20 protein-coding genes and 1 tRNA gene are annotated in these 22,105 nt (G+C 60.4%); 12 read left to right on the forward strand and 9 right to left on the reverse strand.

What is annotated here, in order from left to right:
* Positions 1–18: 18 nt before the first annotated feature.
* A complete protein-coding gene (locus WLZ34_RS07005; RefSeq protein ID WP_434731315.1) occupies positions 19–1,182 on the reverse strand; it encodes an iron-containing alcohol dehydrogenase in 1,164 nt (387 codons plus the stop codon).
* Between the two features lie 78 nt (positions 1,183–1,260).
* On the opposite strand from WLZ34_RS07005, the gene WLZ34_RS07010 reads away from it, so the two are divergent.
* Positions 1,261–1,791, forward strand: coding sequence for a hypothetical protein (locus tag WLZ34_RS07010; RefSeq protein WP_434731316.1), 531 nt, complete (start codon positions 1,261–1,263; stop codon positions 1,789–1,791).
* 366 nt (positions 1,792–2,157) lie between these two features.
* Here WLZ34_RS07010 and WLZ34_RS07015 read toward each other — a convergent pair whose 3' ends face one another.
* Genes WLZ34_RS07015 through WLZ34_RS07030 form a run of 4 tightly spaced genes read right to left on the reverse strand, consistent with a single transcriptional unit; the run spans position 2,158 to position 5,926 of the window.
* On the reverse strand, positions 2,158–3,123 hold the full coding sequence (locus tag WLZ34_RS07015; RefSeq protein WP_434731317.1) for an ABC transporter ATP-binding protein: 966 nt from the start codon (positions 3,121–3,123) through the stop codon (positions 2,158–2,160).
* Positions 3,120–4,082 carry an ABC transporter ATP-binding protein gene (locus WLZ34_RS07020; RefSeq protein WP_434731318.1) on the reverse strand — a complete coding sequence of 321 codons (963 nt, stop codon included), beginning with the start codon at positions 4,080–4,082 and terminating at the stop codon, positions 3,120–3,122. Before WLZ34_RS07020 ends, WLZ34_RS07015 begins: the two co-directional genes overlap by 4 nt.
* Position 4,083: 1 nt before the next feature.
* Positions 4,084–4,911: an ABC transporter permease gene (locus tag WLZ34_RS07025; RefSeq protein ID WP_434731964.1), complete on the reverse strand. Its 828-nt coding sequence runs from the start codon at positions 4,909–4,911 to the stop codon at positions 4,084–4,086.
* 4 nt (positions 4,912–4,915) lie between these two features.
* Entirely contained in the window at positions 4,916–5,926 is a 1,011-nt protein-coding gene (locus WLZ34_RS07030) for an ABC transporter permease (RefSeq protein WP_434731319.1), read from the reverse strand.
* A 99-nt stretch (positions 5,927–6,025) separates the two neighbouring features.
* Here WLZ34_RS07030 and WLZ34_RS07035 point away from each other — a divergent pair, with 99 nt between their 5' ends.
* The 4 genes from WLZ34_RS07035 to WLZ34_RS07050 all read left to right on the forward strand — a co-directional run bounded on the left by WLZ34_RS07035 (position 6,026) and on the right by WLZ34_RS07050 (position 10,606).
* Positions 6,026–7,609: an ABC transporter substrate-binding protein gene (locus WLZ34_RS07035; protein ID WP_434731320.1), complete on the forward strand. Its 1,584-nt coding sequence runs from the start codon at positions 6,026–6,028 to the stop codon at positions 7,607–7,609.
* A gap of 848 nt (positions 7,610–8,457) precedes the next feature.
* On the forward strand, positions 8,458–9,111 hold the full coding sequence (locus WLZ34_RS07040) for a polymer-forming cytoskeletal protein (RefSeq protein WP_434731321.1): 654 nt from the start codon (positions 8,458–8,460) through the stop codon (positions 9,109–9,111).
* Positions 9,112–9,113: 2 nt separating this feature from the next.
* The gene (locus WLZ34_RS07045) at positions 9,114–9,410 is read left to right on the forward strand and encodes a winged helix-turn-helix domain-containing protein (RefSeq protein WP_434731322.1); all 297 of its coding nucleotides are present in this window, start codon (positions 9,114–9,116) and stop codon (positions 9,408–9,410) included.
* A 140-nt stretch (positions 9,411–9,550) separates the two neighbouring features.
* A complete protein-coding gene (locus WLZ34_RS07050; protein WP_434731323.1) occupies positions 9,551–10,606 on the forward strand; it encodes an encapsulin in 1,056 nt (351 codons plus the stop codon).
* Positions 10,607–10,684: 78 nt separating this feature from the next.
* Here the strand turns inward: WLZ34_RS07050 and WLZ34_RS07055 are convergent.
* A tRNA-Arg gene (locus WLZ34_RS07055) sits at positions 10,685–10,759 on the reverse strand.
* Between the two features lie 177 nt (positions 10,760–10,936).
* Here WLZ34_RS07055 and WLZ34_RS07060 point away from each other — a divergent pair.
* Positions 10,937–11,257 (forward strand): hypothetical protein, encoded by a 321-nt coding sequence (locus tag WLZ34_RS07060; RefSeq protein ID WP_434731324.1) that lies wholly within the window; start codon positions 10,937–10,939, stop codon positions 11,255–11,257.
* On the opposite strand, the gene thiI is transcribed toward WLZ34_RS07060, so the two are convergent.
* Positions 11,254–12,690 (reverse strand): tRNA uracil 4-sulfurtransferase ThiI, encoded by a 1,437-nt coding sequence (gene thiI / locus WLZ34_RS07065; RefSeq protein WP_434731325.1) that lies wholly within the window; start codon positions 12,688–12,690, stop codon positions 11,254–11,256. The genes WLZ34_RS07060 and thiI overlap by 4 nt on opposite strands.
* A gap of 78 nt (positions 12,691–12,768) precedes the next feature.
* Here thiI and WLZ34_RS07070 point away from each other — a divergent pair, with 78 nt between their 5' ends.
* Positions 12,769–13,290, forward strand: coding sequence for a THUMP domain-containing protein (locus WLZ34_RS07070; protein ID WP_014737636.1), 522 nt, complete (start codon positions 12,769–12,771; stop codon positions 13,288–13,290).
* A gap of 1 nt (position 13,291) precedes the next feature.
* Here WLZ34_RS07070 and WLZ34_RS07075 read toward each other — a convergent pair whose 3' ends face one another.
* Entirely contained in the window at positions 13,292–13,903 is a 612-nt protein-coding gene (locus WLZ34_RS07075) for a SagB/ThcOx family dehydrogenase (RefSeq protein WP_434731326.1), read from the reverse strand.
* Positions 13,904–13,956: 53 nt separating this feature from the next.
* On the opposite strand from WLZ34_RS07075, the gene WLZ34_RS07080 reads away from it, so the two are divergent.
* Positions 13,957–14,637: a DUF47 domain-containing protein gene (locus WLZ34_RS07080; protein WP_434731327.1), complete on the forward strand. Its 681-nt coding sequence runs from the start codon at positions 13,957–13,959 to the stop codon at positions 14,635–14,637.
* Here the strand turns inward: WLZ34_RS07080 and WLZ34_RS07085 are convergent.
* A complete protein-coding gene (locus WLZ34_RS07085) occupies positions 14,616–15,815 on the reverse strand; it encodes an inorganic phosphate transporter (RefSeq protein WP_434731328.1) in 1,200 nt (399 codons plus the stop codon). The two genes, WLZ34_RS07080 and WLZ34_RS07085, sit on opposite strands and share 22 nt — an antisense overlap.
* Before the next feature lie 196 nt (positions 15,816–16,011).
* Here WLZ34_RS07085 and WLZ34_RS07090 point away from each other — a divergent pair, with 196 nt between their 5' ends.
* The 4 genes from WLZ34_RS07090 to WLZ34_RS07105 all read left to right on the forward strand — a co-directional run bounded on the left by WLZ34_RS07090 (position 16,012) and on the right by WLZ34_RS07105 (position 22,096).
* A complete protein-coding gene (locus WLZ34_RS07090) occupies positions 16,012–17,964 on the forward strand; it encodes an aldehyde ferredoxin oxidoreductase N-terminal domain-containing protein (protein WP_434731329.1) in 1,953 nt (650 codons plus the stop codon).
* 76 nt (positions 17,965–18,040) lie between these two features.
* Positions 18,041–20,281 carry an arginine--tRNA ligase gene (gene argS / locus WLZ34_RS07095; RefSeq protein ID WP_434731330.1) on the forward strand — a complete coding sequence of 747 codons (2,241 nt, stop codon included), beginning with the start codon at positions 18,041–18,043 and terminating at the stop codon, positions 20,279–20,281.
* A 107-nt stretch (positions 20,282–20,388) separates the two neighbouring features.
* On the forward strand, positions 20,389–21,702 hold the full coding sequence (locus WLZ34_RS07100; RefSeq protein WP_434731965.1) for an acetyl ornithine aminotransferase family protein: 1,314 nt from the start codon (positions 20,389–20,391) through the stop codon (positions 21,700–21,702).
* Between the two features lie 52 nt (positions 21,703–21,754).
* Entirely contained in the window at positions 21,755–22,096 is a 342-nt protein-coding gene (locus WLZ34_RS07105) for a DUF134 domain-containing protein (protein ID WP_434731331.1), read from the forward strand.
* Positions 22,097–22,105: the final 9 nt, after the last annotated feature.

The raw sequence follows: 22,105 nt of genomic DNA on the forward strand, positions 1-22,105 counted from the left end.
TTAATAAAGTTAACTTTGCTAATAGGGCAGGCCCGCCGCGACCTCGGATAGGAGGCCCTCTGTCACCTCGAAGGGGGCCAGCTCCACGTACCTCTTCATGCTCTTCCTCGAAACAATGCTCTTGAACAGCCGCTCCACCTCCCCAGGCGTGAACCCGTAGTCGCCCAGCCCTTCACCGAACCCAACCCTCTCGAGGAACCCCTTGAAAGCGGACGCAGCCCTTTGAGCGTCCTCGCTTCTAGGCCTCAGGCCGGGGTCTATAGCGGAGAGGATCCGCCAAGTCGCCTCGGGCCTCGCCTTGTAGATGTACTCGACCAGCTTCGCGTGGACGAGCGCGAGGCCAGCCCCGTGGGGTAGTTTGGGGTTGTAGGCGCTGAGCACGTGCTCTAGGCCGTGCCCCAGGTGCGTCAGCGAGTGGTCTATTGCGACTCCCCCGAGCATCGATGCGTAGAGCAGCCAGTACCTCGCCTCCAAGTCCCTCGGGTTTCCCACTACCCTGGGCAGGTACTCGAAGACCCTCCTAGACGCCTCGACGGACAGCAACTCCGTGTAGGGGCTGGACGCCCTGGACGTCGCCGCCTCGATCGCGTGGGATAGGGCGTCTATACTGGTGTAGACCGACTGGTTGACATGCAGCGTCAGGGTGTACCTCGGGTCGTCTACGCCGTAGTCGGGGTAGCCCGCCGGGAAGCCCCTCTTCTCGAGCTCGCCCTCGTCGGTGAGGACGGCGAACCTGTCCACCTCGCTACCCGTCCCGTGCGTGGTGTTCACGACGAACAGTAGCGGCTTCTCCCTGGGCGCTTGCCTCATCCCGTAGAAGTACTCGCGGACACTCCCGCCCCCGGCGACGAGGACCCTGGCAGACTTCGCCAGGTCTATCACGCTACCACCACCTATAGCGACGAACTCCACGCCGCCCTCGCTCCTGTAGTACTCGGCCAACTCCTCTGCCTGCTGGAGCGTCGGGTTGGGGGTCGCCCTGTCGTACACCACGTAGCTGACACCGCTCTCCTCGAGTACCTTGGTGACCTCTGCTAGCGCGCCGCTCTCGACGGCCGACCGCCTCCCGGTCACGATAACAGGCCTTCGCATCGACGACAACACGTTTTTTAACTCCGCGAGGCCGTTGACGCCGAACACAAGGTTCACGCCTCCGTTGTAGACTCTAAACGTGGGGGTCATAGAGCTCGCCTTGAAGCTGTTTAATTTATAAACAACACAATAATATTACTTGGCCTCTAATACAGAGGTGCTTGAGCGTTGGAAGACCGCGACCTGCTTATCGCCATACTGAAGAAGTTGCTGAGGGCAGAGGAGAAGAGCACTCTTGCGAGGGGCGAGGTCGGGCTCTCGCTCGACCAGGTCGACGTGGACTCGCCTCACGGCGTGTACAGGTATTCGAGGGAGAACTCTAAGTGGGTGCTGATATCCGTCGACGACGAGGACTTCACCCAGAAGCTGGAGCCGGGCAACTACGTGGTCTACTTCGACAACGCGAAGTGCCCAGCATGTAGAGTCTACGACATGTACTGGTACCCGTTCGTCAAGCTGCTGGGTGACGCCTACCCCTTCAGCTACCTCGTAGTCCTGTGCAACTGGTTCAGCAAGGACTGCGGGAGCAAGGCGGCCTCGAAGGCGTTCGAGAAGTTCGACGTCCACGCCTCTCCCACGACTCTCATAATGACGGTCGAGAACGGCGGTAAGATTGGAAGAAGCGTGAAGGTAGAGGGCGTGAAGAGAATGGACGAGCTGGCTAAGATCGTCGAGGACTACCTCAATAAAGCCGGGTAGACCTCTCCTCCGCATCATATGCCACCCCGGCTTTCGATTTGAACCGTGTTGAGCCCGCGCACCGGCCCGTAGGCCAACGAGCAGCCGTGAGGTAGAGCTCGCAAGCTGGATGCCTAAGGCAGGTAGGCCTGCTGGGGCCTGGTCTGGAGGCGCCACAGGTCGCAAGCGCCCAAGTGGCCGCGGCCTCACAGCAGGGCTACGTGAAGCGCTCTCGGGGTCCCGAGTAGGGTTCAGGGACTTGCGCGAGGCTCCGGTTACTCGAGCAGGGCGTGGTCGGCTACAGAACCGTGCTCCCCGCTCAACTCCGCACACGACTCTTTGGACGCTATGGCACGGCCTCTGCAGGTCTCACGGTCAGAAAAATAGTTACTTACCGTAGAACAGCCAGCACTTCGCCCACCTCCCGTTAACGCGGACGAGGGGCGGCTCCTCTCTGCGGCACCTCTCCGTCGCGAACGGGCACCTGGGGTGGAGGCGGCAGCCTGGCGGCGGGTTGGAAGGGTCTCCTATCTCTCCTTTCAGGTCTACTTTCTCTGTCTCGACCTCGCCCCCAACGCGGGGTATGGCCGACAGGAGGGCCTTCGTGTACGGGTGTAGCGGCTCTTTCACGACCTTGTCTGCGGGCCCCTCCTCGACGAGCTGCCCCATGTATAGAACCCCGACCCTGTCTGCTATGAGGCTGAGCAGTACTATGTCGTGTGTTATGAAGAGCATGGACAAGCCGTAGCGGTTCTTGAGGTCTAAGAGCAGCTTGACGATCGAGGCCCTGATAGAGGCGTCTAGGTTGCTGGTCGGCTCGTCCGCGACCACGTACCTCGGCCTCAGTATCATGGACCTCGCTATCACCGCCCTCTGCAACTGGCCCCCACTCAGCTCGTGGGGCTTCCTGTGAATGAAGTCCTCAGGGGGCACAAGCCCGACCTCCTCGAGGGCTTTCGCCGTGATATCGAGGGCCTCCCGCTTATCGAGCTTCTCGTGGACGATCAAGGGCTCGGCTAGGGCCTCGCCCAACGTCTGGACGGGGTTTATGGCGCTGTAGGGGTCCTGGGGGATGAGCTGCATCCTCCTCCTCACCCTCCTCAAACTCCTCTCGCTCCAGTCCGTTATGTCGACCCCCTCGAAGAAGATCCTGCCCATTGTAGGCTTGTAGAGCCTCAGCGTGATTCTCCCGATAGTCGACTTCCCGCTACCGCTCTCACCCACGAGGCCGTATATCTCGTTCTCCGCGATGCTGAGCGTCACGTTGTCGACCGCTCTCACCCTCTTCTTACGACCAAGCAAGCTGACCTCGAAGTCCATGACGACGCCCTTTAGCTCGACAACGCCGCTCATCCCACCACCCCCGCGTAGTGGCAGGCCACGTAGTGCCCCTTCGAGACCTCCGCGAGCTGCGGTGGCTCGGCCCGGCACTTCTCCCTCGCCAGGGGGCACCTCGGGTGGAACACACAGCCGCTGGGCGGGTTCCTCAAGTCGGGCGGGTAGCCGGGGAGGAAGCTGGGCAGCCCCCTCTGGCCGAGCTTGGGCAGAGACTCGAAGAGGGCCCTCGTGTAGGGGTGCCACATGTCGCGGACCAGCTCGCTCTTATCGGCGTACTCCATCACGTAACCCCCGTACATCACCATGACGGTGTCTGCCCTCTCGAGGGCCAGGGCGAGGTCGTGTGTTATCAGGATGAACGAGGACTTGTACTTCCTCCTGACATCGTCTATCAAGTCCATGATCTGCTTCTGGACTATCACGTCCAGCGCTGTAGTAGGCTCGTCCGCGATGACCACCTCGGGGCTCAGGCTGATCGCCATCGCTATAGCCACCCTCTGCTTCTGCCCCCCGCTCAACTGGTGCGGGTAGGACTCGAGCACTCGCCCCGGCAGTCCGACGGCCTCAGTGTACTCTCTCGCTACACGCAGCGCCGCGGCTTTGTCGAGGCCGTGCTCCATGAGGAACTCGGTGAACTGGTCGACGACCCTCCTGAGAGGGTCGAGAGTGGTGAACGGGTCTTGGAAGACTATGGATATCCTGCTCCCCCTCACCCTCCTGAGCTCCTCTGGCGTGAGGGTCAACAGGTCCGTGCCGCCAAGTAAGACGCGCCCCCTTACGATCTTACCCGGCTTCGGGACCATGTTCATCAGAGCGTACGCTAGTGTGGACTTCCCGCTACCGCTCTCGCCCACCACCGCCAGCATCTCGCCTCTCCTCAGCTTGAAGGACACGCCGGAGACCGCGTGCACCACCCCGCTCAGCGTGTAGTACTTCACCCACAAGTCCTTGACCTCTAGGACGTGGCCGGGCAACCTACCTCAACCTCGCACCCGTTATTCTCGAGACACCCTCGCTCACGAGGGCGAAGCCCAGGGCCAGGAGTGTTATGCAGAGGCCCGGGTAGGCCATGAGCCACCACTTGCCGTCCAGGACGAAGCCCCTCCCCTTGTACAAGTCGAACCCCCAGTCCGGGGTTGGGGGCTGGACTGTCAAGCCTATGAAACTCAGTGCGGCCTCCGTCAAGATGGCGTCGGCGCTGTTCATGCTGAAGACCACCATCATGGTCCTCGAGACGTGGGGTAGTATGTGCCTCACCACGATCCTCGAGGGGGGCAGGCCGAGTACGCGGGCCTGCTCGATGAACCCCTCGTTCTTCACGCTGAGGACCTGGCCCCTGATCATCCTGAAGTAAGTCGGCACGTAGACGACGGCTATCGCTACAGCGGCGTTCACGGGGCTCGGCCCCAAGGCCACCGAGAAGGCTATGGCGAGTATTAGGGATGGGAAGGCGTATATCGAGTCCATGACGAAAGACAGCACCCTGTCGAGCAGACCACCGAGGTAGCCGCTCACGAGGCCTACTAGGGTACCCACGAAGCCGCTCAAGGCTATAGAGAGGGCTACGATCGCCAGGACTATCCTAGACCCGTAGACAACTCTCGAGAAGATGTCCCGGCCTAGGTTGTCTGTCCCCATTATGTGCTCGGGGCTGGGCGGCCGCAGTGGCGCACCTACGGACTCGACTGGGGAGTAGGGGGCTATAACGTCGGCTAGGAGGGCGAGTACTACGAAGACGATTATTATTGTTAGGCCCGCGACTATGTAGGCGTCTCTGAATACGTGGGCGAGTCTCAACCCCACCACCCTAGTACCTCACCCTCGGGTCGATCAAGGCGTAGACCACGTCCACGATGAGGCTCGTCAAGCCGACTATGAAGGCGAAGATCAGTATAACAGCCTGTATAGCCGTGTAGTCCCTGTACATGACCTTGTCGACGAGGTATGTCCCGATACCCGGCCAGTTGAAGGTCGTCTCGGTCAAGACCGCGCCTCCCATCAAGAGCGAGAACTGTAGACCCGTGTAGGTGACTATGGGGATCAAGACGTGCTTGAAAGCGTGCCTTACCACCTTGGGCTCCCTGATCCCCCTCGACCTGTACGCGTCTACCATCTTGGACGACATGACGGCCTCCAGGTTGTTTAGGGCCAGCCTGATGTATGGCCCGGAGATGACGAGGCCGAGTGTGATAGACGGCAGTACTAGGTGGGAGAGGGCGTCTACGAAGGCGCGGGGGTTCAACTCGAGAATCGCGTCGAGTGTGTAGATCCCTGTAATGGGCTTGAAACCCTCGATACTCGATATCCTCCCGCCGGTCGGCAGTATCTTGAGGTAGCTCGAGAAGACCAGCTGGAGGGCTAGGCCGAGCGCGGGTATGAAGACCACGAACACGACTGAGCCGAAGACCCTCGCGAAGGCCTCTAGGTACCTGCTCCTCCGCTTAGCGACCAGGTATCCGGTCCCCACACCGATGACGAGGCTCACGAGAATGCTCCAGACAGTCAGCTCCAGCGTAGCTGGGAGCTTGTCGGCTATGTCGCTTGCTATAGGCCTACCCCTCACAACCATGGACATCCCCATGTCGCCCCTCAGGAAGTTGACGAGGTACTCGAAGTACTGAATGTAGAGGGGCTTGTCGAGGCCCAGCTCCGCCATGATGGCCTTCAACTGCTCTTCCGGTATGTTCTTCGTGCCCAGGGCGGCGAGTACGGGGTTGCCCGGCAGGATTCTGAGGACTATGAAGACCAAGGTATAGAGGATGAGGATTGTGGGTATGATCAACGTACCTCTTATAGCCACATATCTAAGCAAACCCATGCCATTACGCACCCGGTAATATGGCTTCACCAATGTTTATCACAAATATGCTTTTAACTCGAACGGACTATTACATATTGGAAAAGTGGTGGGGGTTTGATGCGTAGAGGAATATTCATCGCCGTAGCCGTCGTCCTAGTGGCCGCCGTGGCCGTCGCCTCGTACTACTACCTCGCAATCAGGCCGGTCCAGCCTACGACTACAACACCCGCTTACGCAGAGAAGATCGTTATAGGGGTCACAGACAAGGTGACAGACCTTGACCCCTCCAACGCCTACGACTTCTTCACTTGGGAGGTCTTGACCAACATTATGGACGGGCTCGTGAAGTACAAGCCTGGCACAGACCAGCTGGTACCGGGTATAGCAGCGAATTGGAGCGTCTCGGCCGACGGGTCTGAATGGGTGTTCAAGCTGAGGAACAACGTGTACTTCTGCGACGGGAGGCAGGTGACTGCCCAGGACGTGGTGAGGAGCGTTAAGAGGGTTATGAAGATCCAGGGCGACCCCTCCTGGCTAGTCACCGAGTTCGTGGACGACGTGGTCGCGCTCGACAACTTCACGGTCAAGTTCAAGCTCAAGACCCCGGCGAGCTACTTCCTCGCGCTAGCGGCCACGCCCCCGTACTTCCCTGTGAGCCCGAACTACCCCGACGACAAGATAGTGAGCGACGCGACGTGGGGTGGGGCGGGGCCGTACTGTATTAAGGACTTCAAGAGAGACGAGTACATAGTCCTAGAGGCCAACCCCTACTACTACGGCGAGAAACCGATGACCAAGACCGTCGTGATCAAGTTCTACAGGGACGCCACATCGCTGAGGCTCGCGCTGGAGAACGGCGAAGTGGACATCGCCTGGAGGACCCTAAGGCCCCAGGACTACGTCGCGCTCGGTAGCAACCCCAACTTCGTCGTGGAGAGCATACCCGGCTCCTTCATAAGGTACATAATAGTCAACACCAAGATAAGCCCCGTCGACAACGTGCTCGTCAGGAGGGCTATTGCGGCGGCCCTCAACAGGAGCGAGATCGCCGAGAGGGTGTTCTTCGGCACCATGACGCCTCTCTACAGCCTCGTACCGGCCGGCATGTGGAGCCACATAGACGCCTTCAAGGACGCCTACGGCCCCGGCCCCAACTTGACGCTGGCGAGGGAGCTGCTGAGGCAGGCCGGGTACAGCGAGTCGAACAAGCTGAAGCTGGAGCTCTGGTACACACCGACCCACTACGGGGACACAGAGGCGGACGTCGCCACCTTGATCAAGAGCCAGCTCGAGGCAACGGGCTTGATACAGGTCGAGGTCAAGAGCGCCGAGTGGGCTACGTACGTGGACAACGCTAGGAACGGGAGGATGATGCTGAGCCTGTTCGGCTGGTACCCCGACTACATCGACCCCGACGACTTCCTCTCCCCCTTCCTGCTGAGCACGGCTAACAAGTGGACCGGCTCGGGATACGCGAACTCGACTGTGGACAACCTGCTCAGGGAGGCCATGGTCAAGACGAGCCAGTCCGAGAGAGAGGCGCTGTACGTACAGGTCCAGAGGATCCTCGCGGAGGACGCCCCGTTCATACCACTACTACAGGGCAACTTGATGGTGGTGCACTCCAAGAACGTACACGGCGTCGAGATAGGGCCTCCTATGCTGATGCCCTACTACACCATCTACAAGACCACGGGATGAGCCCATCCCGTTTTTTCCACACCCCTAGCCCTCGGCAGACCCGCACTGCCCGCCCTAGGCGTGCTTTATCTTTTTACCGGCCATGACTCTCCTACACGGGTCAGGGTCCGCAAGCGGTGTCATAGATGTGGTCTGGTACCGCGGTAAGCATACGTGTGGAAGAAGTAGTGAAGTTGGCCAACGGTAGGGCCGCTAGGGGCCCAGAGGGCTGTGCGGGCCTGGGTCCTACAGCGTTGACGAGGTGGAGAGCTGACCCCTTGCGGCTCTTAGTGGTTTTATACTGAGGCCATTGTAGACTACTGTGAAGGCCGAGGTGGGCGCATGTCGAAGAAAGAGAAGGCCGAGGCGAAACCCAAGGCTGAGGCCGAGGAGAAGAAGGCCAAGAAGTGCAAGTAAGCCTGTATCCCCTCACCCCATTTTTCACTCGACCACCCCTTGGACCGGTCCCGGGGCCTGTTTTGTTTACGCAGGTTGATTTGCTAGTACCCTTGCCGTGGGGTACAAAACTGCTGTTCACGCGCTTCCGCAGTCCGCGCCCCCCGTGGAGAGGTAGGGGTGCCTCCCGAATCCTTACATCACGCGGCCCCGGTGTCAGAGGTCAAGGGCTAGGTACCAGAGGCTTCAAGCCGGCACCACACGTATCGGGACAGCGTCTCTGGAAGAGAGGTTGGTGTCTTGAGACGAGGAAAACGCGAAAGCCCGATGTCCTCGGGTCTATACCATGCGTTGCAGACCCCTCTGAGGGTGGGCTTCGAAGCTGTACTAAAGGGCTAGTTACTCACGGGTATACAAAAGCTCACATTTCGTGAGTCTCCTATTTTAGACTGTGAGACTAAAGTGGTCACAGGGTGAGCTCGGTGGGCATAGAGGAGCTCCGGGTTGGCGGTAGCGTCAAGTTGAGGGGCCCTATCAAAGCGGGTAGGATCGACGTAGGGGGGTCTCTACAAGTCGACGGGGACCTGGAGGTCGAGGCCCTGAAGATAGGCGGCGCGGCGAGCGTGACCGGGAACCTGAGGGCAGCCGAGGTCGTTGTCGGGGGCTCGATCAAGGTGGGAGGGGACGCCGACGTGAAAAAGCTACTCAAGGTCGGGGGCTCTGCGAGGGTTGAGGGCGGCCTCGTCGGCGGCGAGGTCGTTGTCGGGGGCTCCATCAAGGCGAAGGCCATTAAGGTCGACGTGATCAGGGTGGGCGGCGAAGCCGAGGCGGAGAAGATCGTGGCGAGAGAGGTCGTGGTCGGGAAGAAGTCCAGGGTTAGGGGCGAGATAAACGCCTGTAAAGTCACAGTGGAGAAGGACGCCGAGGTCGACAAGGTGGTAGGGTACGAGGTCGTTTTGAGGAAGGGCTCCGAGGCGAACAGGGTTGAGGCCTACAAGGTCGTTGTGGAGGAGGACGCCGAGGTCAGGGAGCTCGTCTACGTAGAGTCGGCCGAGGTCGACGAGGAGGCCGATGTGAAAAAGGTCAGTAGAGTAGAGAGCGTGAACCTCGAGTTAAAGTGTGCGTAGCCATGCTGGCGAGGGCGAAGCGCTGCCGCCACGACATCGTGTACGAGTTGTTGACAGCCATAAGAGACGAACAGCCAGCCCTCAAGACGAGGGTGTGCACAGCCAGCGGCCTCCCACTCGACAGGTGCAGTAAAGTCCTCGCCCTCATGGAGGGCCTCGGCCTTGTCTACAGGGAGGGCGCGGGAAGAGGGTCGGGTTACTACGTCACAGAGCAGGGTTACGTGTACATAGGCCTGTACGAGAAGATAATGGAGGTAATGCCCGCCGAGTCCTACAAGAGGCACAGGAGGAAAGTCTAGTAGAACGCTGGAAGCGCGCCTGTACGCGCGGGAGCAGGGGCACGGGGTCCACTAGCACGTCCCCGGTAGAACGCAACGACCGAGCGTGAGTAATATTTTTTATTTTTCGCGGTAATACTCTACTTAGGTGAGTTGTACAAGTGCTGTCTAAACACCCCCTAGAACTCCCTCCTGGGAGGAGGCTAAGCAAGGAGGAGGTCGCCGACGCCCTCCGCCTAGCCATAATAGCCGAGCTCGACGCCATAAGCCTCTACCTCCAGCTGGCTAGGAGCATCGACGACGAGAAGGTTAGGAGGGTCTTCGAGGACATAGCGAGGGAGGAGAAGACTCACGTAGGCGAGTTCCTGGCCCTGCTGAAGTCCATGGACCCGGAGCAGGTCGCAGAGCTGGAGAAGGGGGCGAAGGAGGTCGAGGAGTTGACGGGGCTTAGAGCCCCCGACGGCGGCCAGGGGGCTGGCGGTCCCGCTAAGGCCGAGCTAAGGCTCGAGGAAGCCGTGGCCTCCAGGGTGAAGGAGGCGGTGGCCAGCGCGAGGACGGTCGCTAGGAGGCTACCCTCGGTGACCGCCGGGAGAGGCGTGGAGGCGGTGCCGGTGGAGTCGGTGGCGGAGGGTAGGAGTGTACTGCCGCTCAAGGAGCTGAGCTTCAGGTTCCGCGTCTCGCAGAAGGCTGTAGACTACGCCGTAGCCACAAACAGCCTGCTCGAGGCGCCCGAGGGGCTCAAGGCAGCCTACACGCTAGCACAAGAGGAGGACCGGCTGGTCGCCTCCACGCTGCTAGAGAAGGGTGGGGTCAGGCTAGAGATGGGCGGCTGGGAGACGCCTGGGCAGGCACCCGCGGACGTGGCGAGGGCGGTCGCGCACCTCGCCGGCAAGGGGCTGCCCAGGCCGTACGTGCTCTTCCTCAACCCCGCCGACTACGCCAGGCTACTCTCCGTGAGCGAGAAGACAGGGGTGACAGACCTGGAGAGGGTTAAGGCGCTGGTGGACGATGTCGCGGCGACCCCTAGCCTGCCCGATGGGAAGGGGATACTGGTCTCGGCGGCACAGGGCGTGGTAGACGTGGTCTACGGCGGCAACGCCGAAGTAGACTACGTAGGGCCCGAGGACGGCTACCACGTCTTCAGGGTCTGGTCAAGCCTGGCTCTAAGGTTGAAGAACCCTGAGGGAGTAGTCGTCCTAGAGAGGAAGGCGGCCTAGAAGCCCACGGTAACGAAACCCCTTTTTAACGCTACTCGACTCGGGCCCCAGCTGTTTAATACTTTAGATAAGCGTACGCGGGCCCGCGGGGATTCGAACCCCGGGCCTCCGGCTTAGGAGGCCGGCGCCCTATCCTGGCTAGGCGACGGGCCCTTCACAGACACTATATTCTAGGTGGGGCTTTAAATAGTATCCTGCGGACTGGAGGGGATGCATACCGTGTTCAGGGCATATACTGTATTATAACACCGTGGAAGTTTCTCCGCAAGGTTTAAAACACCTCCACTATAGTAAGGAGCCCGCTCTAATGAAGAATAAAGTGGGGAGAAGATGTCGGGGTCCGTGGATGTCGAGCCCAAGCTGGTTCACACCGAGGTCTTTTACAGGGGGAAGGATAGGAGGTGGCTTTTGATCAACGTCTACAGGTTCAGCGACCGCGACCTCACGGTCGTATACGACGAAGTGGAGGACAGGGTTGTCTACGAGCGCGAGACGCCCATAATGCCCGTCTTGGTCCACGTGGTGGAGGCGTATAGGCAGATCAACGAGGACTACGACGAGGTCGCTTGGAGGGCGGAGATGATCTCCCGCTTCAAGGCGGTCTTTTCCTTAATCGAGCTCTCGATCTTGGACTACGAGAACCACAACTAGCCTCCTTCACCGCACCTCTTCAGCCCGCCCCTGAGGCTGTAAGCCCTCAACCCTTTTTTCCTCAACACCTCGGCTACCACTGTGCTTATCGCGCCCGTGTCGCAGAAAACGACCACCACCCTGTCGCGGGGAACCTTGTCCGGGTCTAACCTCGAGAGAGGTACTGCCCCCGGTAGAGACCCGTCGTCTACCCCCCTCCACTCCCTGGCGTCTACCAGTAGGGCGTCCTCTGGTATGAAGTCGATCTCGACGTCGTCGCTCGGTATCACGTCATCGGGCCTCGAGGACAACGTATCGAAGGACCTGGCCCTTTCGACCGCCTTCTCGACCAGGGCCATGTCTACTTTCCTCACCTCCTCTTCCACCATCCCAGATGTAGCGTGGGTCTCGACCCTGCTCGGCGCTATTGCGCAGGCCTCGGGGACCTTGGATGACAGCTCGTAGAGCCCTATCCTCCTCGAGAGCGCCACTATCTCCTCCTTGTCGAAGCCCAGAAGCGGCCTGAGGACGGGTCTAGAGGGCTTAGCATACTCCTCCACGGCTTGGAGGTTCCTGAGGGTCTGGCTCGAAGCCTGCCCTATGGACTCCCCCGTGACTATGGCGTTGTAGCCGCCCGCCACCGCCAGCCTACTCGCCGCGGTGTACATCAGCGCCCTCAGTACCACCTGCCTCATGGGCCAGCCGACCTTCGAGGCGACCTCTGCCACGACCTTCCTGAAGTCCACTACCACGTACCTGGGCCTGTAGCCGTGCAGCCACCTGCTCGATAGCTCCCTGGCCACCTTGAAGGCTAGGTAAGTGGCCCTCGTAGACCCCAGGGTGAAGTGTAGGAAGTCTACTTGAACACCCCTCTTGGCCACAAGCCAGGCCGCCACCGGGGAGTCGAAGCCGCCGCTGAACAGGGCTAGGGCCCTCCCCTCGACACCCACCGGCAGGCCGCCGGGCCCCTCGGCGGCCCTCTTGTAGATGAAGGCCCTACTCCCCCTGACCTCTATCTCCACCGTGACCTCCGGGTTCTCCAGGTCCACGCCGGCCGAGTACTCCTTTAGGGCCGCCCCCACCTCCCTCGCCACGTCTAGAGAGGTGAAGTCGTGGGAGCCCCTCCTCTTGACTCTCACAGCAAACCTCTTGTTAGCCACGAGGTCCCTGGCCTCGCTGCTCGCCCACGCGGCCAGGTCCTTCAAGTCCTTGAACTGGTACTCCGCGACAACCCCCACTCTGTGGACGCCGAAGACCTTTGACAACGCCTCCGTGACGTCGGCGTCCGTCCTCAAAATTACCTTCGCCTCGACCACCTCGTGCCCCAGGACCCTGCCGCCAGCTCTCTCCACAGCGTCCCTCAGGTTCTCGACCAGCCTCCTGTAGAACCTCGGCCTGGTCCTCGAAGACCTTAAGGGTATCTCCCCGCTGACCGTCACAACGTATACCGGCATAGCTGGGTCCAGCCCAATTTTATAAGCTTATCAAACGCTATCATCAATTTAACGCTCAGGTCTGGAAGGGTTGAGGGCTTGTCTTTCAACCTGATTATAACCCACGAGCAGGGCGGCGAGAACTACAGGGCTGTACTAAGCGAGCTCAGGAGGCTGTTAGGAGACCTAACGGTCGTGGACACGGGGCCCTCCGTAATACTCGCGAAAGTCCCCGACCCCTACAAGGCCGTGGACACGCTGAGGGGCGCCACCTTGTCGCCTCTTATCTACAGGGTAGTACCCGTGGACGTGGTCCTAGACCCCTTCGTGGAGGTGGTGGCCGAGGAGGCCGGCAGGCTGGCGGAGGAGAAGATACCCGTCGACAAGACTTACAGGGTGACACTCCACGGCAGGCTGTACTGGAGGGAGACGAGGCTCCCGGCACACACGAGCGACGCTATAAGAGTCATAGCGGAGAGGGTCAAGAGGCAGGTCTCGCTAACCCACCCGGACTACGTGGTGTACGTTAGGTGCGTCAAGCTGTACCACAGGAGGAGGCTCGCCACCCTGACGGTGGCCCCAGTGGAGAAGTTCCTATCGCTCAAGTCTGGGAAGCCGTGACTCACCTCGGGTAGCCGACGGGGAAGATGTATAGGGGGACGTAGCTCTCGCGGAGGCCGAGGACCCTCCTCACGTGGTCGTCGTCGAAGGCCCCTATAGCCACGGTGCCGAGGCCCATCTCCGTAGCGGCCAAGTATATGTTCTGCCCGATGTGCCCCGCCTCCAACACCATGTACTGGTAGCCCCGGTCGCCGTACCACGCAACGATCCTCTCGGGTACCCCCACTATCACGATGTTCACAGGGGCCTCCTTGACCGACATCTGCCTCAGGCACGCCTCGTAGAGGTAGCCGGCCGGGTCTCCAGGCCTGACTTGGCGCAGCCCGTGCGACTCTGGCTCGTACAGGTACACTCCCGGGTCGAGGCCCTCTACACCGTTCGTCTTCACCGCCAGGTAGACCTCCATGGGGTACAACGCGCCGGCGGACGGGACCACCCTCCTCCTGGAGGTGACGTAGCCGTACGACACCCAGAGAAGCTGCGAGACCGTTCTCAAATCTAGAGGCTTGTCCCTGAACCTCCTAACACTCCTCCTCGCCGAGACCAGCCTGGACAAGCAGGTCTCCTTGTCGGGCTCGGGTAGGCCGATAGCCCCCTTCCCGCTCATCTCCATACACGGGGGTTATTATAAGAGGGTGGGTTAATATAGACCTGTATGGTGGTATAGTGCCGATATCTCTCAGCGACATAATGCCGGAGGAGGCGCTGGAGTCTCTCAGGGAGTACCTCAAGAACCTCATCAAGTCCATAGACCTCTTCAGGAAGTCCCTGAAGCTCCTCAACGAGGTCAGAGTCGGCGAGGCTAGGAGCCTCCTGGCCGAGGTCGTGAAGACTAGGAGCGAGGCCAACAAGAGCAGGCTCAGGCTCATAGAGGTCATCGAGAACTCGAGACTAGAGCCGAGCGTCAAGGAGGACATACTCCACTTCATCAAGAGGCTCGACGCGATAAGCGACAACGTCAAGGAGGCTGCTAGGGAGCTCACGATCATGCCCTACCTCGAGGTACCCTCCCCTATAAGGGACGGGCTCAACAGGCTGGCCGACATGGTGTTGCAGGCAGCCAGTCACGTGGCCGAGGCGACCGAGAGGCTGATCACCGGGGAGCACAAGCGCGCCCTAGAGCTGGTAAACAAAGTCCTGGAGATCGAAGAGGAGGCGGACAGAGTGGACGTCGACAACAGGGGGAAGCTCATCGTTTACGCGGACGTGATCAAGCCGAGCACCCTCGCCATACTGATACACGACTTCAACAGGGACCTCGAGAACGCTGTTGACTCCTGTGCCGAGGCGGCCGACTACCTACACATCCTCATAACGACCTGGCTTCAGATAGAGATGATCGTGTAGACCAGCCCAAACGTCGCGAGAGCTGTTAAGGCGACCCCGAGGAACCAGAAGCCTATTATCTTGGCCACGAGCCTCATGTTCACGAAGGAGACTCCACGGGCCAGCCCCACGCCAGCTATCGCTCCTACTATCGCCCCCGTCGTAGAGGTCGGGATCCCGAGCCTCGTGACGACCAGCACCAGCTGGGACGCCGAGAACTGGGCGACAAAAGCCGACTCGACGCTCAGCGGGGTTATCCTCTCACCGATCGTCTCCACTACGCTGTAGCCCCACGTCAGTATCCCCGTAGCGATACCTAGCGCTGAGAAGACTGTGACAGGGTAGGGGATGTCGACTTTCCCGCTCGGCACCTGGCCCGTGAACACCGTGAGCAGGACGCCTGTCAGGGGTCCGCTCGGGTTGGACACGTCGTGCGCCCCGTGGCTGAAGGCCATCGTAGCCGAGCTGGAGATGAGGAGGGTCTTGTACACGAAGTCCCTGGCCTCGATCTCGTCCTCGGGCATCCTCCTCGAAACGTAGCGGTAGTACACCCCGGTCAGTAGCGCCGCACCTAGTAGGCCTAGGGTTACGGAGTATACCAGGTTCTCTAGGCTCGCCGACTCCAGCAGGTATAGGAATATCGCCATGAAGACGGTGAGGTAGAAGAGGACAATGCCAGACAGTAGCGCCCTCTTACCGGTCACGAACCTCCTCACCTGGCTGAACAACTTGTACTCGGCAAACCCCGCGACTATACCGAGGAAGGGTACCAGCACCCACGCTGCGACGATAAACGAGACCTCGGGCCAGAGGACGGCGTTGACCCCCCCGGCCGCTAGACCGAAGCCTATTATCCCCCCTACTATGGACTGGCTTATGCTCATCGGTATCCTCATCCTCGTTATCAGGGTCACCAGCACTCCTGTCACGACGAGCGCAACGCTCATGCCGACGATCAAGTCCACCGGCCTCACGGCGTTTACGTCCACGATGCCCTTGAGCAGGGTCACCGATACGAAGCGCCCGTAGATCACGCCCCCCACAAACTCGAATATCGAGGCGAAGACGAGCGCCCTCCTCAGGCTGAGGGCCCCCGAGCCGATGGGGGCGCCTATACTGTTAGCTGCGTTGTTCGCCCCGTCGATCCACGCGACGAGGAACGCCCCTAACCCGGCTACTAGGATCCACAGAATTTCCATGGCCACTACCGCGCTTCGCCTTACGATTTGGCTCTTCTATTATTCAACGCCCAGAATTTTTAAGTGTTAAGGCGGCCGCCCCCGTCTAGTCCGCGCGTTTAAACACCTGTTGAAAAGAACTCAACGCGTCGGAAGGATATCGTTTAAAACCGCTTGAATAGAGAATTGGAAATAGCGTTAACAGGGGTGTTTACGGGTGAGCCTGAAGTACAGGGTTGTTTTCGTCAACCCCGGCGAAAAGACGTCTAGGCTGGCAGAGTACGACCTGAGCGAGGTCAGGGGCCCGGTCAGCCTCGGCGTAAAGCTACACAGCGAAGTCTACGAGTCGTGGAAGAAGCCGGTCTACCACCCCGACAACGCCCTCGTGATCGGCACTGGACTATTGGCGGGGAGCAAGCTCTACGGAGTCCACAGGCTGGTCGCTGTATTCAGGAGCCCGCAGACCCGCGGGCTCCACGTTGCCGCGATGGGCGGGGCGGCCTACCAACTAGCCGCAAGACTCCACAGCATAGTGGTAGAGGGGGCGGCCGGCAGGCCCACGATAGTACTCCTGAGGGGCCACAAGGATGGTGCTGTAGAGGTCTCCTTCAGCGAAGTGGAGGATAGCGAGGTGGAGAGCGTGTGGAGGGGCTACAGGGGGCTCAAGGGCACCTACGCCCTGACGAAGTACGTGGTCGACAAGCACCCCGACTTCTTCAAGGGGGGCTACAGTAGGGTGGTGGCCGTCGGCCCCGCGTCCAAGTACACGAGCCTGGGCGCGCTCTTCTCGGCGACGCTCTTCAATGGCGAGATAGACTACGGGAGCGAGGACCTCGCAGCGAGAGGCGGGCCAGGTAGCGTCTTGTTGAGGGCGCACAACGTAGCCGCTATTGCGTACAGCGGCAGCTACGACAGGTCGGCCGACCTGCCCAGGGAGATGACCGAGCTCAGGGCGATCAGCGACTACACCGTTAAGAAGCTGGGGAAGCCGTACATAAACGCGGTGATCGAGGCGGGGACCAAGTACAGGTACGACCCCAAACTGAACACCGGGGGCACCTTCGGCTCCAACTACCCGCACCTAAGGACGCAGACGCCGATGTTCAACTGGAACATGATCTACCTCCCCAACGACGTGCGCGAGAAGCTCTTCAACTACATAATGAAGTACTACTGGGAGCCCTTTAACAAGGAGGCTATCGAGTCGAAGAGCTGGAAGACGTGCGGAGAGCCGTGCCCCGTCGCGTGCAAGAAGGTGAGGAAGGGGAGGTACAAGACCGACTACGAGCCCTACAACGGCCTCGGGCCTATGATCGGCGTTTTCGACCTCCACGAGGCCGAGAGACTCGTCGAGCTAGCCGATGCCTACGGCTTCGACGCAATAGAGCTCAGCAACCTGATCGCGTTCGTGTTCGACGCCTTGGAGAACGGGCTGCTCAGACCCGAGGAGGTCTCGCTACACACGAAGCCGTTCTTCAACCCGCTCAACTACACGGTGGAACACAGCAAGACCAACGCAGACCTCGCAGAAGAGATCATCGAGTCGATGGCCTGGGGCACCAACCCCGTACTGAGGCTCATCGCCGATAGGGGTCTCAGGTCGGCCGCCAAAGTGCTGGACCTCCTCTACGAGGAGAGGACTGAGGAGAGAAAGATTAGGTTCGTAGACCTCGCGGTCTACGCCTCGTTTGGCGAGGAAGGGCACATAACCCCGAACTTCTACTGGACGCCCGGCATGGTGGCCCCTCTACCAGTCCTTGGGAGGTACTGGACGCTCTACACAGGCGTCTTCCTAGACCCGGAGGAGTTCGCGGCCAAGAGCTACGAGAGGGCTGTAATGGAGCTGATGATAGACGACTCCGGGGTCTGCAGGTTCCACAGGGGCTGGGCAGAGAAGCTACTACCCTCACTTTACGCCGACTACTACGGTCTAGACGACACCGTCCAGTTCTACAAGAGGCTCTACAGGAGGCTCGCCGAGTACCAGTCCCACGTTGCCGAGCCCACCTTGTGGGAGAGCAGGAAGGTGTTCGACTACATTTCCAGGGCTGCCGCCGAGTACGCTAACAAGACGTGGACGGAGAAGCTCTCTGTCGAGGGAGAGAAGTCGGTCGTGGAGTGGTGGGCCAGGTTCAAGAAGAAGCTAGCCGAGCTCGTATCCTCGGCCTAGGCCTTGCCTTTTTCTTAGCGAACAGTTTTAATAGCTTCAATACTAAGTTTAGGTAAGACTACGCTGGGAGTGGTGGATGAGTAAGCCGCAGGGCTACATAGCGAGGTGCTTAAGCGAGGCCGTTGCCGAGCTCGCGCCGGCGACGATCGGTGTAGACAGGCGGGCGGTCGAGGATGCCTTTGAGACGGGCAGGCTTAAGGTGTCGAGGCCCCCGTTCCGGAGCATCGGGGACTACTCCATAGCCCTCCACTACTTGTTTAAGCTAGGCGGCGTAGACCAGAAGGACTGGCCGCACGCGGCTGGGAGGCTGATAGAGGCGCTCACCTCCAGCAAGTACAAGGACGAGTGCTACGTTGCTAGGGCCGAGTTTGTCAACGGCTACTTGAACCTGACGATCGACTTCAACAGGCTCGCCAGAGTAGTCCTGGACGACGTACTCCGTGGAGGGGTTGAGGAGAGGCTGAGGAGCGTGGGCGGGGGGAGGGTCGTGGTAGTGGAGCACACGAGCGCGAACCCCGTCCACCCCCTACACGTGGGTAGCGGGAGGAACAGCGTCATCGGCGACACTTTCGCGAGGCTGCTGTCTAAACTAGGGTTCAGAGTCAACAGGAGGTTCTACGTGAACGACATGGGCAGGCAGGTCGCGTTCCTAGTGTACGGTGTCTCCATCCTCAAAGAGGCCGGCGTCCAGCCCGGCGGTGAGTTCAAGACAGACCACTGGTACGGCATAGTCTACGCGCTGACGAACCTGCTCATCGAGGAGAGGAGACTGCTGAGAGAGGTCAGGGAGGCGGAGAAGGCGTTCTGGGAAGCGCTGGCTAGGTTCGTTGAGTGGGCGGGGGGAGAAGGGGCCGTGCCCAGGAGCCACTTAGACGAACTCAGGTCTCTGCTAGCCATGAGGTCTCTCAACAAGAGCGCGGCCAAGGTCGCGAGGAGACTGGCAACGGTCCTGTCGGGTCTCGAGAAGGCCCTCGCGAACGCGGTCGAGTTGAAGGCCTTGAAGGACAGCTTGGAGCGGTACACCGAGTTGTCGAGGGAGCACGCGAAGATGTCCTTCCTGGTGAGGAGGCTCGCCGTGCGGGCACCCGAAGTCTACCTAGCCCTGTCCTCCAGGATCCTCGACGACAGGAGGGCTCTGGACGATGTCAGGAAGCTCATGAAGAGGTGCGAGGAGGAGGACCCAGCCACCCTGAGCCTGTTCCACGAGGTCTCGGAGAGCGTGGTCAAGGGGTTCAAGGAGACCCTCGGCAGACTCAACATCCACTTCGACGCCTTCGACTGGGAGAGCTCCAAGGAGGTCCTGGAGGGGGCGCACGAGGTCGTAAAGATAGTAGAGTCGAAGCCCTTCGCGAGGAGGGAGGCCGGCGCTCTACTTGTCGACCTAGACCAGGCTGCCGAGGACTGCGGCTTTGTCAGGGAGCTCTTCAGCCCCGACAGGCCGGGCAAGTTCATCATCGAGCGGAGCGACGGGACTACCCTGTACGTGACGAGGGACGTATCCTACAGCGTGTTCAAGTTCAGGGAGACGGGCGCCGACGTGGTCTATAACGTCATAGCCAGCGAGCAGTCGAGGGAGCAGAAGCAGGTGAAGGCCCTCTTATACCTGCTCGGATACGAGAGGGAGGCCAGGAGCCTGGTGCACTTCGTCTACGAGCTCGTGAAGCTGAAGGGTATGAGGATGAGCGGTAGGCGGGGGGTCTACTACACGCTCGACGAGCTGGTTGAGGACTACTACGCGGTCGTCTCGAAGGTCTACTACGAGACCGGGAAGTCCAGGACGCTAGAGCCGGCGGCTCGGGAGGACGTCGAGAAGACCCTGAGAGAGTTGGCGGTCGCGAACGCCAGGGGGCTGCTACTGTCCGTAGAGCCCTTTAAAGTCCTAACGTTCGACCCGTCAAGGCTGGAGGAGGCCCTGTACGGCTCGACGGTGCTCTACTCCTACGTGAGGCTACAGAGCATCCTCAGGAAGCTGAAGGGGCTGGAGCCCCTGGAGAACATGGAGAGGCTGAAGGCCGAGGCCTCCTCGCTCGAGTGGGGCGGCTACAAGCCCAGCGAGGTCGAGGAGCAGATCCTGGACGCGCTAGCCGAGTTCGAGAGAGTCGTCTTGTCCGCGTACAGGGAGTTGAAGCCCAACAGGGTCCTAGAGTACGCGATGAGCCTGAGCAACCTAGTGAACAAGTTCTACGAGTCCCACAGGGTGATGGGCGAGTCGGACCCGGAGGCCAGGGCCTTCAGGGAGGCGCTCGTGGTCGCCACGCTAGCCGTGATGAAGGAGCTCGTCGACATCCTAGGTTTCCCCCACGTCAGGAGGATATAGTCCTGAACCAGCTCCAATACGCCCCGTTATTCGCGTATAGGCGAGGCAAAGCTCTACTATATAAACCGTAGGCGTATAAATCATACAATGCCGAAGGGTTGAGCAGGATGGGTGGCAAGTCTAGTGAGTGGATCTACCTGCACCACAAGTACGTCGCGACAACGACCCACGACCCCGAGAACCTACCGCTAGTGATCGAGAGAGGAGAGGGCGTCTGGTTGTACGACGTCGACGGCAACAAGTACCTCGACTTCTCGAGTAGTATTGGGGTAAACAACCTCGGCTACCCCAGCCACCCGGAGGTGGTCAAGGCCCTAGTGGAGCAAGCCAACGTCCTAGCTCACGCTGCAGGCACGGACTTCTACAACCCCTACCAGGTCAGGCTAGCCATGAAGCTCGCCGAGGAGACCCCGGGCGAGTTCCCGAAGAAGGTCTTCTTCAGCAACAGCGGGACTGAGGCGAACGAGGCCGCTCTCAAGATCGCCAAGACGTCGACTGGAAGGCCTCTCTTCATAAGCTTCATCGGTGGGTTCCACGGGAGGACCCACGGCACGCTCGCCCTGACGGCCAGCAAGAGCGTGCATAAGAAGAGGCAGTTCCCCTGGATGCCCGGCGTGTTCTACGTGCCGTACCCCAACCCGTACAGGAACCTGTGGGGTATAGACGGGTACGAGCACCCGGACGAGCTGGTCAACAGGGTGATCGAGTTTATCGAGGAGTACGTGTTCGACAAGCTCGCCCCATGGGACGAGTTCGCGGGGATCTTCTTCGAGCCGGTCCAGGGCGAGGGTGGCTACGTCGTGCCCCCCAAGAACTTCTTCACCGAGCTCTCGAAGCTTGCGAGGAACTACGGGGTCCTCCTAATAGACGACGAGGTCCAGATGGGGCTGGGGAGGACGGGTGCGATGTGGGCTATCGAGCACTTCGGCGTCGTCCCCGACGTCATCACCACGGCGAAGGCCCTCAGCGGCGGCCTCGTACCCATCGGCGCAGCCGTGTACAGGGCCGAGCTAGACTTCAAGCAGCCCGGGATGCACAGCAACACCTTCGGCGGCAACGCCCTCGCCTCGGTCGTCGCCCTGAAGGTCATAGAGGTGGTCAAGACGCTCCTGCCAAACGTTAGGAGACTTGAGGGGTTGTTCAGGGAAGAGCTGGCTAAGCTGAAGGAGGAGTTCGAGAAGGTCGGCGACGTCAGGGGCATGGGGCTAGCGTGGGGCGTGGAGTTCGTCACAGACAAGAAGAGCAGGAAGCCCGACGTCGACTTCAGGAACAGGGTAGTAAGGGAGGCGCTGAGGAGAGGACTGGTCCTGCTGGGGTGTGGGAAGAGCTCTATAAGGCTCATACCCCCGCTCGTCATCGGGGAGGAGGAGGCCAAGGAGGGCCTGAGGATCCTGCGCGAAACAATTAAATCCCTCATGTGACGTATTTTTGACCAACAACACCTTAACGGGAGCCCTCTTCGAAGGTGTCCCTTTGCCTAGGCACGGAAGACGCTACGGCGCACGCCACGGGAGGTTCTGGCCGGGGAGGCCTCTCGTCCCACGGTTCGTCGAGTACAGGTACTACGGTGTCGTGTACGTCCCCTTAGAGAGCGGCGAGGTCTCACCGCCCCTGGAGGCCGTGGTCTTGTACGAGGACGAGGTCGAGGCTTTCCGCCTCGCGTACCTGGAGGGCCTGAGTGTACGCGAGGCCTCCGCGAGAATGGGGGTCTCAGAGGCCACCTTCTGGAGGATCCTGGACTCGGGGAGGAGGAAGCTCGCGGAGGCCATCTTCTACAGGAGGCCTTTCAAGATAGTCGAGAGGCCTATAGGGTGAAGCGGCCTG

The organism is Thermogladius sp. KZ2Tp1, assembly GCF_051131135.1.
In the GTDB taxonomy this organism is placed as follows: domain Archaea; phylum Thermoproteota; class Thermoprotei_A; order Sulfolobales; family Desulfurococcaceae; genus Thermogladius.